The 12,422-nt window shown below is 63.2% G+C and carries 12 protein-coding genes and 1 pseudogene; 7 read left to right on the top strand and 6 right to left on the bottom strand.

The genetic code is table 11. The features are described 5' to 3' along the window. Nucleotides 1-10 precede the first annotated feature (10 nt). Together J3S28_RS00240 and J3S28_RS00245 are read right to left on the bottom strand one after the other, a co-directional pair. Complete coding sequence (locus J3S28_RS00240) at nt 11-583, bottom strand: GNAT family N-acetyltransferase (RefSeq protein ID WP_207835536.1); 573 nt, start codon at nt 581-583, stop codon at nt 11-13. After that, nucleotides 580-2,073, bottom strand: coding sequence for a glycosyltransferase family protein (locus J3S28_RS00245; RefSeq protein WP_207835554.1), 1,494 nt, complete (start codon nt 2,071-2,073; stop codon nt 580-582). Before J3S28_RS00245 ends, J3S28_RS00240 begins: the two co-directional genes overlap by 4 nt. Nucleotides 2,074-2,417: 344 nt before the next feature. Between J3S28_RS00245 and rpsF the strand changes: the two are divergent. The 4 genes and pseudogenes from rpsF to rplI all read left to right on the top strand — a co-directional run. Continuing rightward, nucleotides 2,418-2,693: pseudogene (gene rpsF / locus J3S28_RS00250) on the top strand (30S ribosomal protein S6); the annotation flags it as partial. A gap of 230 nt (nt 2,694-2,923) precedes the next feature. Further along, nucleotides 2,924-3,454 carry a single-stranded DNA-binding protein gene (locus tag J3S28_RS00255; RefSeq protein ID WP_084892104.1) on the top strand — a complete coding sequence of 177 codons (531 nt, stop codon included), beginning with the start codon at nt 2,924-2,926 and terminating at the stop codon, nt 3,452-3,454. Between the two features lie 63 nt (nt 3,455-3,517). Continuing rightward, nucleotides 3,518-3,781 carry a 30S ribosomal protein S18 gene (gene rpsR, locus J3S28_RS00260; protein ID WP_023958686.1) on the top strand — a complete coding sequence of 88 codons (264 nt, stop codon included), beginning with the start codon at nt 3,518-3,520 and terminating at the stop codon, nt 3,779-3,781. A gap of 18 nt (nt 3,782-3,799) precedes the next feature. Further along, nucleotides 3,800-4,255: a 50S ribosomal protein L9 gene (gene rplI / locus J3S28_RS00265; protein ID WP_207835556.1), complete on the top strand. Its 456-nt coding sequence runs from the start codon at nt 3,800-3,802 to the stop codon at nt 4,253-4,255. 192 nt (nt 4,256-4,447) lie between these two features. Here the strand turns inward: rplI and J3S28_RS00270 are convergent, their stop codons facing one another. After that, nucleotides 4,448-5,074, bottom strand: coding sequence for a lipocalin family protein (locus tag J3S28_RS00270; RefSeq protein ID WP_207835558.1), 627 nt, complete (start codon nt 5,072-5,074; stop codon nt 4,448-4,450). Between the two features lie 3 nt (nt 5,075-5,077). Further along, a complete protein-coding gene (locus tag J3S28_RS00275) occupies nt 5,078-7,213 on the bottom strand; it encodes an MMPL family transporter (RefSeq protein ID WP_207835560.1) in 2,136 nt (711 codons plus the stop codon). Between the two features lie 81 nt (nt 7,214-7,294). Here J3S28_RS00275 and J3S28_RS00280 point away from each other — a divergent pair, with 81 nt between their 5' ends. Further along, a complete protein-coding gene (locus tag J3S28_RS00280; RefSeq protein ID WP_207835573.1) occupies nt 7,295-7,786 on the top strand; it encodes a MarR family winged helix-turn-helix transcriptional regulator in 492 nt (163 codons plus the stop codon). Nucleotides 7,787-7,809: 23 nt separating this feature from the next. Here the strand turns inward: J3S28_RS00280 and J3S28_RS00285 are convergent, their stop codons facing one another. Continuing rightward, on the bottom strand, nt 7,810-8,373 hold the full coding sequence (locus tag J3S28_RS00285; protein WP_207835574.1) for a hypothetical protein: 564 nt from the start codon (nt 8,371-8,373) through the stop codon (nt 7,810-7,812). A gap of 503 nt (nt 8,374-8,876) precedes the next feature. Here J3S28_RS00285 and dnaB point away from each other — a divergent pair. Beyond that, nucleotides 8,877-11,096 carry a replicative DNA helicase gene (dnaB, locus tag J3S28_RS00290; protein ID WP_237340894.1) on the top strand — a complete coding sequence of 740 codons (2,220 nt, stop codon included), beginning with the start codon at nt 8,877-8,879 and terminating at the stop codon, nt 11,094-11,096. Between the two features lie 235 nt (nt 11,097-11,331). On the opposite strand, the gene J3S28_RS00295 is transcribed toward dnaB, so the two are convergent. Further along, the gene (locus J3S28_RS00295; protein WP_237340895.1) at nt 11,332-11,871 is read right to left on the bottom strand and encodes a TetR/AcrR family transcriptional regulator; all 540 of its coding nucleotides are present in this window, start codon (nt 11,869-11,871) and stop codon (nt 11,332-11,334) included. Between the two features lie 98 nt (nt 11,872-11,969). On the opposite strand from J3S28_RS00295, the gene J3S28_RS00300 reads away from it, so the two are divergent. Further along, nucleotides 11,970-12,374, top strand: a complete 405-nt coding sequence (locus J3S28_RS00300; protein ID WP_207835575.1) for a nuclear transport factor 2 family protein — start codon at nt 11,970-11,972, stop codon at nt 12,372-12,374. The last annotated feature ends 48 nt before the right edge of the window (nt 12,375-12,422 follow it).

The raw sequence follows: 12,422 nt of genomic DNA on the forward strand, positions 1-12,422 counted from the left end.
GCGCGTGCACTCACCGGAGGCGTTCCTGCAGTTTCGCCCGCGCAGCGGGCCAGTCGTCGTCTGTCATCGCGAACTGCGCGGTGGTCCGCCACTCGCCGCCGGCCAATGGCTTGTGTTTGCGGAGCAGACCTTCGAAGGTGGCGCCCAACTTCGCGATACCCGCCCGCGACTGGGCGTTGCGCTCGTCGGTGTGCCACACCACGCGTACCGCGCCGAGGTCTTCGAACGCCCGCCGCAGCAGTAGCAGTTTCGCATCCGGGTTGACGGTCGTGCCCTGCACCGATGAGGAGTACCAGGTGTAGCCGATGGCGAGAGCCCGATTCGCGGGGCTGATGTCGTAGAAGCTGGTCGAGCCGACGATCCGGTCGGTCGCCCGGTCGACGACGGCGAACGCGACCTGATCGGCGGTGTCGAGAGCGGTCTGAATGTAGTCGTGGGCTTCCTGCTCGTCTGCGGGGACGGTGGTCCAGCGGAAAGGCTCAGGGGTGTCGACGGCGGCAGCCAAGTCGGCCGCGTCGGAAAGCTCTAAGGGCCGCAAAGTAACTCGCGTACCGGACAGGACGGGGGCGCTCAACCAGGTCATGCCGGTACGGTAGCGCTCCGCGGCCCGGCCGTCGAGGGCATTTCCGGCGGTACGCGTAGCCCTCTGCCCACGAAGTGGTAGATCAGGAACGCGAGGCAGAGCGCGTGAGACCACACGCCGAGTTGTACGCCGCCCATGACCCACCAGGTCATGTCGTCCCCACGGGTGAGGATTCCGAACATCCGGAAGATGGTGAGGTCCAAGGCGAGATCGCCGACGAGATACAGCAGGATCACGCGCCAATCGACCTTGAGAAGAACGAAGAACGGCAGGATCCACAGCGTGTACTGCGGCGAGTGCACCTTGTGGAACAGCATGAACCCGGCCAGCATCGCGGCGCTGACGCCGATCCAGGGAAAGACGTTGCCGCGCTGCCAGTGCCGTAGACCGAACCAGACCGCCAGGGCCAACGAGGCGATGATCAGCAGTGGTGAGGCAACCCCGACGATCGAGTTGTACAGGCTCGGGTCGTCGCTGGGGCCGCTGCCGGTGAAATGCCGCAGACCCCAGTACCAGATGGAGTTGGTGTCGACATCGGCCTTGCGTTTGCCCTGGAACGACAGTGAGGCCTGCCATCCCTCGAATCCGGCGATCATGAACGGCAACTGGACCGCGAGCACGGTCGCGACCGCGACTCCGGCAACCGCACCTGCGCCCGCCCAGTCGAGGCGGACCCGCGAGTCGTCCTCGTGCCCGGTGCCCGCCGACCTCGGTGCCATGGCGCGGGTGAGCACGAAGATGGCCAGCGGAAGGACGAACAGGCCGGGATAGATCTTGAGTGAGAACCCGATCGAGAGGATGAACGATGCCCAGAGTGCGCTGGTACGCAACGACATCCACGGTCTACCGGTGCGTCTGTTGATCCGCGCACCGAGCACCATCACCGCGACCGCGCCGACCGTGGTCGCGACGACGGGGAGTTCCCAGTTGTGGAACGCGTAGAGGATCAGCGGCGGGGTCGCGGCCCAGAGCAACACCCACCAGCGCGCCAGCAGGGCGAGCAGGATGACGATGAGAACGCCGAACGGTGCAAGCAGTAGTGCCGACTGGGTGAGGAAGTCGATGTCGGTGTGGGCGCCGCTGGCACCGATGTACATCAGCAGACCCGACAGCACCGGGTATTCGACGACGCCGCCGTAGAGCACGCCGTTGTCGTCGATGCCGCCGTGGATGAACGGGAAGATGTGATTGTTGATGTCGCGGCCGACCCACAGGAACTGCAGATCCGAATAACACGGCATCACGATCTCGCCGGAACCGACGGGCCAGACGGAGCTGCGGCCGAACTCGTCGAAGGGAGCCCCGCCGCACGTGGCCTTACCCAGATAGCTCAGCCACATGAAGAAGGAGCTGACGAGCAACGAGATCAGCAGGATGAGGATGAGTTCGCCGCGTCCTGCGCTGATGCGGGTCCGCCACGATGGAGTCTGGCCAGACGGCTCTTCGGGGGTCACCTCTTCCCACGTCGAAGCGCGGGGCGGCGATGGCATGGGCTACAGAGTAAGGGCGCACATCTGACGCTACGAAATCTGGTTGCGGTTCCACTCGATTTAGCCCACCCCCTGCAAGGTCACCGACGTCGATGGTGAGCGGTTCGTTGCCTACCGGCCGATCACTCCGGCCAGCCAGTCGGCGGTCAAGTTATCGGTGACGGCTATCACAGTTGGGGTGCCCATCCGCAGAAACTGAGCGGAGATTCAGTTTCGATGCGCAGATCGGCGAATTTCGCTGGTCACGGTCAGTTGAGGTAGCCTGGCCAGCGTTGCCGACGCGGCGACCCTCCTGCCACGGAACGTCCGTGGCCGACCTAGTCCATAGGAGGTGATGAGGTCTTATGCGTCACTACGAATTGATGGTCATTCTTGACCCCAACCTGGATGAGCGAACTGTTGCTCCATCGTTGGATACCTTCCTCAACGTGATTCGCCAGGATGGCGGAAATGTTGCAGGCGTCGATGTCTGGGGCAAGCGCCGTCTTGCCTACGAAATCCTCAAGCACACCGAGGGAATTTACGCAGTCGTCGATCTCAATGCGGAACCCCAAACCGTCACCGAGCTCGATCGTCAGCTCAAGCTGAACGAGTCGGTGCTGCGCACCAAGGTGATGCGCGTCGACGAGCGTGCCAAGGTACGTCGCGCCAAGGTGGCTGCCAAGCACGCCGCCAAGGCTGCCGCGAAACCGGCCAAGTAGCCGCTGGGAGTCCGGGAGAACCGATCGGGTCTCTCGAACGTCCAATGCGTGTCGGTACCGGGCTCTAGGGTTCCTTATTGACTAGGGGCCCACTCGGTGCACATCGACCCCAACCACTGCGCAATCGCAACTGAACTCGGGAGATACACATGGCAGGCGACACCATCATCACCGTCGTTGGGAACCTCACGGCAGATCCGGAACTCCGGTTCACGCCGTCAGGTGCCGCCGTCGCGAACTTCACCGTGGCTTCGACGCCGCGGGCGTTCGACCGGCAGACCAACGAATGGAAAGACGGAGAAGCGCTGTTCATGCGCTGCAACATCTGGCGCGATGCCGCCGAGAATGTCGCAGAGTCTCTCACCAAGGGTTCACGCGTGATCGTGTCCGGCCGGCTCAAGCAGCGGTCGTACGAAACCCGTGAGGGTGAGAAGCGCACAGTGGTCGAACTTGAGGTCGACGAGATCGGTCCCTCGCTCCGCTATGCCACCGCCAAGGTCAATCGGGCCTCGCGTGGCGGCGGCGGTGGTGGCGGCAATGCCGGATCCGGCGGCGGCGGTGGAAACCGTGGCGGCGGGGGCAATTCCGGCGGCGGCGGCGCTGCGCAGAACGACGATCCGTGGGGCAGCGCCCCGGCTAGCGGATCGTTCGGCGGCGGGGACGACGAACCACCGTTCTGACGAACATCCTCGGGCGCGGCAGTCACATGCCGCGGCTAGAGAACACTTTTGGAGTATGTACACATGGCTGGAAAAGCTAAAGGCGGACGGAAGGTCCGTGGTGCAGAAAAGATCGTCAAGGCCAAGGCCTGCACTTTCTGCAAAGAGAAGAACCTGTTGATCGACTACAAGGACACCGCGCTGCTGCGCCGTTTCCTGTCCGATCGTGGCAAGATCCGTTCGCGTCGGGTCACCGGTAACTGCGTCCAGCACCAGCGGGACGTGGCCATCGCCGTCAAGAACTCGCGCGAAGTTGCCCTGCTGCCCTTCACCTCGACCTCTCGATAAGCGGAAAGGACCAAGAACATGAAACTGATCCTCACCGCAGAGGTTGAGAACCTGGGTGTCGCAGGCGACACCGTCGAGGTCAAAGACGGCTACGGCCGTAACTTCCTGCTGCCCCGCGGACTGGCCATCGTCGCCACCCGTGGAGCACAGAAGCAGGTCGACGGCATCCGCCGCTCGCGGGATCTCCGCGAGGTTCGCGGCGTCGAGCACGCCAACGAGCTCAAGCAGGCCATCGAAGGCCTCGCCGAGGTCAAGCTGGGCGTCAAGACCCACGACTCCGGCAAGCTGTTCGGTTCGGTCTCCACGGCTGACGTCGTGGGCGCGATCAAGAGTGCCGGTGGACCGGCACTCGACAAGCGCACCGTCGAACTGCCCGAGGGCCACATCAAGGCCACCGGCAAGTACCCGGTCGTGGTGAACCTGCACGGCAACATCGCCGCCAAGTTCAGCTTGACCGTCGCTGCCGGCGAGTAGTCACAGGCAAGTCATACAACAAACCCCCGGCCATGTGGTCGGGGGTTTGCTGTACCTGGAGTTGTTATTGCCGGGTCGGCTCTGACATCCCCGCCGCCCACCCGTTTTCGCGCGGGCCACCTGTCGTAACCGGTGGGTGGCGCGAAAACGGGTGGAGGAGTCGGCGATTCAGGCCAGGCAGCGCAGGTCAGGTCAGACCGTGCAGAGTGGGCGGATCTCGTTCGAGCCACCGGTGGTCGGTGAGGTGAGGATCGTGCAGGCGTTGTAGCCGCGGTCCTCGGCGATTTTGCGGATCTGCTGCCACTGCGCGGTGGTCACATCCGGCGACCGGGAGAGCACGAATGCCGAGGTGCGCTCGGGGCTTCCGACGAAGGCCCAGGAGTAGTCGTCGGCGATGTAGGTGACGACGTAGTTGGTGGGGCCGGACTTGGACTCCTGCGTCGGGACGCCGGGGAAGCTCACGTGCAGCTGCGCGCCGGTGACGGCGTCGTTGACGCGTGCATTGCCGACGATCTTGTTCTCGTCGTTTGTCCATGTGGTGCAAGTATTCTCGACCCGGATGTTGCTCGCATCGATCAGGTCGTACCGCGCCTGGGTGTCGCGCGCGCAGATGAGGTTGAACGGCTGCGGGATGGCGGCGATCTGGTTCCAGGTGCCGAGGTACTTCGTGGTGTCCAGTTTTGCCACCGGCTTCAGCGGCTGAGGGAGTGAACTGGTGTCGGCCGAGGCCGGGGCCGCACAGGCGAGCGCGAACGCGATCGCGATACCACCGATCACTGCGCGGGTGAGTTTTCGAGGTGAGAACGCCACTGTTGCCATCTCCTAATTCTGTTGCGGTTGTAACTGCGGGTGTGGACGCGCTTGTGTATCCACATTGCCGGGCCACCACATGCGAGGCCCGATCAGGCTGAAGAGAGCCGGTATCACCACTGTTCGTACCAGGAAAGTGTCGAGAAGGATACCCAGTCCGACAATGATCCCGATCTGTGTCAGCGTGATGAGTGGCAGGATGCCGAGCACGCAGAAGACGGCTGCCAAAACTATTCCGGCACTGGTGATCACGGCTCCAGTCGAGGCCACTGCTCGGATGATCGCTTGTCTCGTACCGTATTCCGGGGTTTCCTCGCGGGCGCGGATCACCAGGAACATGGTGTAGTCGATGCCGAGAGCGACCAGGAACAGGAACGAGTAGAGCGGGACGTTGTTGTCGAGGCCGGGGAATCCGAAGACGTGTTCGCTGATGAGGCTGCCGATCCCGATGGCTGCGAGAGTACTCAGGACGGTTGTCGCAACCAGTACCGCGGGCGCGACCAGCGCTCGCAGGAACACGATCAGGATGACGAACACCACCGCGAGAATCAGCGGGATGATGACCAATCGGTCACGCTCGGAGGCATTTTGAATGTCGAGGGCTTTGGCGTCCGATCCGCCGACCAATGCATTGGCACCGCGCAATTCGCCGGTGGATGTACGTAGCTCGTCGATGATGTCGAAGGCCTGCTGCGACGCGGGGTCTGCATCGAGGACCACGGACCACTTCGTGAAACCGGTGTCGGACTGTCCGGTCTCTGTTACGGACACCACCCCGTCGGTGGATTCGATGATTCCCTGAATCTGTTCGGCCGCTGATGTTTTCGCGATGATAGTGGTGGGGTCGGACTGTCCGGGTGGGAAGTGTTCGGACAGCTCGTCGAAACCCTCGACGGAGTCGGCGCTGACCCGGAACTGTTCGGTCTGCGAGAGGCCGATGTTCGCCCCGACCAGTCCGAGCGAACAGGCGATCAGTGCGGTCAGGGCGACGGTGAGGACTCGCGCGGGGTGTCGGGAGACCGCACCCGCGATGCGGAACCACGCGCCGCCCTCGGTGGGCACCGGATCGCCGACCTTCGGTACGAACGGCCAAAAGAGTTTTGTGCCGAACAAGGCCAGCAACGGTGGTAGCACAAGCAGTGCGAAGATCACTGCCACGACAAGACCCGCTGCGGCAAGCGCGCCGAGGCTCCGGGTACTCGGTAGCACGGCGAGCAGCAGGGTCAGCAGGGCCAAGACCACCGTCGCGTTGGACGCCAGGATCGCCGGTCCGGCCTGGCGGACCGCCCGTCGCAACGCAATTCGATGATCGGCCTCCGCACGCAGCTCTTCGCGATAGCGAGAGATCAACAGCAGAGCGTAGTTGGTGCCGGCGCCGAACACGAGGACGCTGGTGATACCTGAGGTGGAGCCATCGAACGACAATCCGGTGAGCTCGGCCAACCCGGTGCCGACGGAACTGGCCAGTCTGTCGGCGAAGGCGACGACGATGAGCGGTACCAGCCACAGAACCGGTGATCGATAGGTGACGATGAGCAGCAGGGCGACCACGAGCGCCGTGACGGCGAGCAGTGTGACGTTGGCGCCGGAGAACGAGTTGGCGGTGTCGGCGCCGAACGCCGGGCCGCCGGTGACGTAGGTCGTGAGGTCGCTGGGCAGCCCGTCGTCGGCCGCGGCTCGGAGTTCGTCGACGAGGTCGGTGAGCTTGAAGCCGTTCAGGTCGGCGCTCACCGGCACGATCGAGATCGCCGCCATCTGGTCCGGTGAGAGTGCCACCGGCGGGCCGGTGGGGCTGACTGTGGGGACCGACCGCTCGACGGCGAGCATCCGCTGTTGGGCCGCCGCGACGGCCTCCTGATCCGCCGGGGACAGCGCGTTGCCGTCGTCGCGGACAACGACGAGAACAGCTGGGGCGACGTCGGAGTCGGGGAACTGTTCCAACAGGTCGTCCACCTCGGCGGAGTCGGCGTTGGACGGCAGCGACTGAGGAGCCTCGCCGGCGGAGTCGTTTTCGCCGATGAGCCCCATGGCGGCGATCGAGATCAGGACGATCACCAGTGCGATGCACCACGATCGTCGTCCGGTCACCGAGGCGGCAAGCTGATCCCAAAGGGTGCGAGAATCAGTTGACGTGTCATTTATCGCCATATTTCAGACAGTCTCACATTTTCAAATATTGAGCAACTAAACTATCTTCCGGTGCAGTTGTACCACCGGCAGGAGGAAACCATGTCCGAGCAAGTCCCTTCGGGGGACCCGCGTGCCGAGTTGGAGTTCCAGATGTCGGCCGACGTGCGGGCCCTCTCGGCGGAGTCGGATCAGATCTCGCGGGTCTTCGCCGGGCTCAACGATCTCAGTGCCAATGATTTTCGTGCCCTGCTGCACGTGATGGTCGCGGACTCTGCCGGTGAGCCGCTCACATCCGGCGCGCTCGGTCAACGGATGCAGGTGTCCGGTGGTGCGGTCACCCACCTCGTGGAACGACTGATCGGGTCCGGTCACATCCGGCGTGAATCACACGAGAAGGACCGTCGAAAAGTGATGTTGCACTACGACGATCATGGGATGGCTGTGGCGAGAGCGTTCTTCGCGCCGCTGGGAAAGCACACTCACGACGCGCTTGCGGAGCTTCCCGACGAGGATCTCGAGGCTGCGCACCGGGTGTTCAGCGCGATGATCAGCGCGATGAAGACGTATCAGGACGACCTGAACCAAACGTAGTGACGCGCTGAAACGTCATGTGCTCAACGTTGATCAGGTGGTAAGTACTTCGGGTTGATGTTGTTGTCGTGGTACTTGTCGCCCGCCGGATAGACGAACTTGAACCACGACTGCGCAACAGTGAACGCACGTGGACCGCCGACACAGGTGACGCTGACCGGGCTCACCGCGCAGGTCGAACCGGCGACCGTGATCGACTGCCCGACGTCGAGCAAGGGCGGTTCGAACCATCCCTGGGGGGCGGTGCTGTACGTCGTACCCCGCGGCACCCAGTACGGGCCTTCTTGGCCTCCTGAGATGGCCACGCCCACCGCGTCGCGCGGAGCTCCGCCAGGCCGGCCGTTGCAGCCGACGTACGCGTATCCGGAGCCGAGTGCACACACCCGACCGCCCGGGGTGACGAAGAAGGTACGGCCGTTGTCTTTGTAATCGAGTGAGAAGTAAGGACTGGGGTCGACCGCGACGTAGCCGGAGAGGTTGGGCACCTGCGTGTAGTCGGGCCCTGGAGCGGCTGTAGCAGGCGAGCCGACTGTCAGCGTCGCCGCCGCCGCCAGCGCTGCCGCCACCACGCCGATGAGCTTTCTCATGAATGCCTCCCCAGCATCGCTTGCGTGATGATCATTGCACCACTTCGCGGGTCTGGATGTAGCGGGTTGGCAGGTTCGGGGGCGTGATCGTAACGATCAATTCGCGGCCGGTCAAGATGTTCGGCTGTTCGAGGGACGCCGGGCCGTCGACCGCCTGCCATGGAACGGATCGCCGAAAAGGAACACGCCGAAAGCGGACATGGAGAGACACGCCGCCGGCGAGGTATCCACAGCGTTCAAATATGCGAAACCTTCTCTGAAGTGGCGAAACGGGAGAAAGTCGCCGACTTATCCACAAGTTCCCAACAGGGCGCTAACAGGTATGCGCAGAGCGTCCACAGTTGGTGCACAGGGTGGTGCACAGCTCGGTTTGGCACGTCCGCGTTGACCCCTTAGTGTCTGGCCGAGTGGATTGATGGACCGGCGTGACCGGAGCTGGTCGGGGCTTGTCGGACAGTCCTGCGAGACTGATTTCGAACAGGTGAGCGAGAAGGGGTGGCGTCTTGGCCGTAGTTGACGACCGTGGGCATGCCGAGGCTCGAGAGCAGGCTCCCCCGAGCGAGGATTTCGGTCGTCAGCCTCCCCAAGACATGGCCGCAGAGCAGTCCGTGCTCGGCGGCATGATGCTGTCGAAGGACGCCATCGCCGACGTTCTCGAGAAACTTCGCCCCGGCGATTTCTACCGTCCCGCGCATCAAGCTGTGTACGACGCGATCCTTGATCTGTACGCCAAGGGTGAGCCCGCCGACGCGGTGACCGTGGCGGGGCAACTGGACCGCGCGGGGGAACTGCGCCGCATCGGTGGTGCCCCGTATCTGCACACCCTGATTTCGACAGTGCCAACTGCCGCCAACGCCGGTTACTACGCGGAGATCGTCGCGGAGAAGGCCATCCTGCGTCGTCTGGTCGAAGCCGGCACCCGCATAGTCCAGTTCGGCTACGCCGGAGCCGACGGTCAAGATGTCGCCGAGGTCGTCGACCGCGCGCAGGCCGAGGTCTACGAGGTCACCGAACGCCGGACCGCAGAAGATTATGTTGCACTCGAAGAGCTGCTGCAGCCGACGATGGACGAAATCGACTCCATCGCCTCCCGTGGTGGCCTGTCCCTCGGTGTGCCGACGGGTTTCCACGATCTCGACGAACTCACCAACGGTCTGCACGCAGGTCAGATGATCATCGTGGCCGCGAGGCCTGGTGTTGGAAAAGCCTTGGCGCTCGGCACGCCGCTGGCCACGCCATCGGGATGGACCACCATGGGGCAGGTGCAGGTCGGCGATCACCTCATCGGCGCCGACGGCAAGCCCACGCGCGTCGTTGCTGCTACCGGGGTGATGGCGGATCGGCCTTGCTATGAGGTCGAGTTCTCTGATGGTTCAGTGATCGTCGCCGATGAGCAGCACCAGTGGTTGGTGGACTCAACGGTGTCGACCACCGCCGAGATCGCAGCGGCGTTGGCCGCAGGCCAAGCACCGACTGTCGCCAACGTCGACCCGGTGGAGCTGCCCTTCGCCGACTTGGATGTCGACGCCTACGCGGTAGGCGCTTGGGTCGGTTCGCGCGGAACCCTGGAGTTCGCGGCGCCGGATGTTGCCATGCGTGTCGACGGCGTCGCCGCTGTGGATTCTCTCAACGCACTTGATATCGATCATCTTTCGGCCGACTACCTGCGAGGGTCAGCAGCGCAACGTCTGGATTTGTTGGCCGGTCTGTTAGATGTTGCCGGCGAGGTCGCCGAATCGGGCGCAGTCGAGTTCCGGGGGCCTGCCGCCTTGGCGATGCAGGTTCGCGACCTCGTGTCGGGGCTGGGCTATTCCGTCGACATGCGGTCTGAGGCGACGTCAGTCACTTTTGAAACCGACGACAAGGTCTTCTTTGCCGCGCAGAAAGCGTTGCTACACAAAGAACGTTCAAGAAGTGTTCGGCGTGCTCGAACGATCGTCGACGTACGCCCCATCGCCAGCGTTCCCGTGCGGTGCGTCCAGGTCGACAACGTCGACCACATGTACCTCGCTGGTGAGTCGATGATCCCGACCCACAACTCCACGCTCGCCATGGACTTCTTGCGCTCATGCTCGATCAAGCACCACATGACCAGCGCCATGTTCTCCTTGGAAATGAGCAAAACCGAGATCGTGATGCGGTTGCTCTCGGCCGAAGCGAAGATCAAGCTCGGCGACATGCGGTCGGGCAAGATGAGTGACGACGATTGGACACGACTCGCGCGCCGGATGGGTGAGATCTCTGAGGCGCCGCTGTTCATCGATGACTCGCCCAACCTGACGATGATGGAAATCCGTGCCAAGGCACGGCGTTTGAAGCAAAAGCATGACCTCAAGCTGGTGGTCATCGACTACATGCAGCTGATGTCGTCGGGCAAGAAGGTCGAATCTCGCCAGCAGGAAGTCTCGGAGTTCTCCCGAAGCATCAAGCTCCTCGCGAAGGAGCTCGAAGTTCCGGTGGTCGCGATCAGCCAGCTGAACCGTGGCCCGGAACAGCGAACTGACAAGCGCCCCATGATTTCTGACCTTCGCGAGTCGGGATCGCTGGAACAAGATGCCGATATGGTCATCCTCTTGCACCGCCCTGACGCGTTCGAGCGTGACGACCCACGTGCGGGTGAAGCCGATATCATTCTGGGCAAGCACCGTAACGGTCCGACAGCGACGATTACTGTTGCGCACCAACTGCATTTGAGCCGGTTCGTGGATATGGCGCGAGGGTAGACCGTGATTTGCTAGATATACACCAGGTCTGTCGTGGGCAGGGTTTTGCGCCTCTGGTGAGAAGCTCTGCGCGCAGTAGTTGATGCTGGCCACGCTGTGCACTCTTCAAGATGCAGTGAGTGAAGACACTGGTGACCTGCGCCCCTAGTGCGTCGCTGCATCAAAGCCAGTGCATGGCCTTGTCGGGACTTTGTTCTCGTGCCGCGCAATTGACGGAACTTCGATGGCGTCGAGTTCATGGCCCAGTTACGCGTAAGGCCATTTCGGTCACGCGGCGCAGCTGCTGTTCATCGGCGCCATCGCGGGCATAGGACGACAAGCCGACGAGCAGAACATGCGCGAACGCCGCAAGCGTCTCCGCGTCGGGGACGGCCTCGCCGTCCGCAGTCACTTCTCGCAACCGGGCGGCTGTGATCTCACGGTTCTGGGTGCGGTTCACGCTCAACCCGGGTTCGGTGTTGACCAGGCATCCACGCGGATGCGCCGCGCTCGGATACTCCTCCGACGCGCGGTCGAACATCGCTTTGAGCACCTCGCGTGCATTCGTCCCGTCGAGCCCGGCGGTGGTCACCGACTCCGGACTGGCTTCGTAACGCGCTACTGCCTCCTCGAACAGTGTTCGCTTGTCCACGAACGCCGCGTACAGACTCGGCGCCGATATTTCGAGCTCCCGCGTGAGGTCGCTGATCGAGGTCTGCTCGTACCCGCGCTCCCAGAACAGGCGCATGGCCTTATCCAGGGCGGCGTCTCGATCGAAGCTTCGTGGTCGGCCCATCCTTCGATTGTATAACGATCACTACAGATGTGATACCGTTCTGTATCGACCACTACAGAAGTGTCGCTACGCCACCAATGGCTCCAGAAAGGGCATTCATGAACACCACCGCAGAGACCACCACCGCGTTCCTGCAGCGCCTCGGCGCACAGGACGCCGAAGGTCTGGGCGAGCTCTTCGCCGACGAGATCGACTGGTTCGTGCCGGGCAACCCGGATCTCACCCCGTGGGCGGGCAAGCGGACCCGCAACAGCGAAGTACCGGAGTATTTTCGATCGCTCTGGGCTGCAGTCGAACCCGGTAAGAGCGTCGTCTCAGTCGAGACCATCATCGTGGACGGCGAGAACGCAGTCATCTTTGCCGTCTTCGACCATGTCGCAGTTCCCACCGGCCGACCCTTCCACACCGATGTCGCCCTGCGGCTGACCGTGGCGGACGGAAAGATCACGCGTATGCACCTTTTCGAGGACACCGCTGCGACAGCTGCGGCGTACGCGGCCTGAGTTCTACGGCCGTTCACCGCTGTTTCGACCGCTAGCGGGCTGCTCGGC

It is taken from the genome of Williamsia soli, assembly GCF_017377795.1.
GTDB lineage: Bacteria > Actinomycetota > Actinomycetes > Mycobacteriales > Mycobacteriaceae > Williamsia > Williamsia soli.

Bases quoted from the DNA above. Each gene is read 5' to 3' on its own strand.
- J3S28_RS00240 (WP_207835536.1), bottom strand. From the start codon at position 583: ATGACCTGGTTGAGCGCCCCCGTCCTGTCCGGTACGCGAGTTACTTTG.
- J3S28_RS00245 (WP_207835554.1), bottom strand. From the start codon at position 2,073: ATGCCATCGCCGCCCCGCGCTTCGACGTGGGAAGAGGTGACCCCCGAA.
- J3S28_RS00255 (WP_084892104.1), top strand. From the start codon at position 2,924: ATGGCAGGCGACACCATCATCACCGTCGTTGGGAACCTCACGGCAGAT.
- rpsR (WP_023958686.1), top strand. From the start codon at position 3,518: ATGGCTGGAAAAGCTAAAGGCGGACGGAAGGTCCGTGGTGCAGAAAAG.
- rplI (WP_207835556.1), top strand. From the start codon at position 3,800: ATGAAACTGATCCTCACCGCAGAGGTTGAGAACCTGGGTGTCGCAGGC.
- J3S28_RS00270 (WP_207835558.1), bottom strand. From the start codon at position 5,074: ATGGCAACAGTGGCGTTCTCACCTCGAAAACTCACCCGCGCAGTGATC.
- J3S28_RS00275 (WP_207835560.1), bottom strand. From the start codon at position 7,213: ATGGCGATAAATGACACGTCAACTGATTCTCGCACCCTTTGGGATCAG.
- J3S28_RS00280 (WP_207835573.1), top strand. From the start codon at position 7,295: ATGTCCGAGCAAGTCCCTTCGGGGGACCCGCGTGCCGAGTTGGAGTTC.
- J3S28_RS00285 (WP_207835574.1), bottom strand. From the start codon at position 8,373: ATGAGAAAGCTCATCGGCGTGGTGGCGGCAGCGCTGGCGGCGGCGGCG.
- J3S28_RS00295 (WP_237340895.1), bottom strand. From the start codon at position 11,871: ATGGGCCGACCACGAAGCTTCGATCGAGACGCCGCCCTGGATAAGGCC.
- J3S28_RS00300 (WP_207835575.1), top strand. From the start codon at position 11,970: ATGAACACCACCGCAGAGACCACCACCGCGTTCCTGCAGCGCCTCGGC.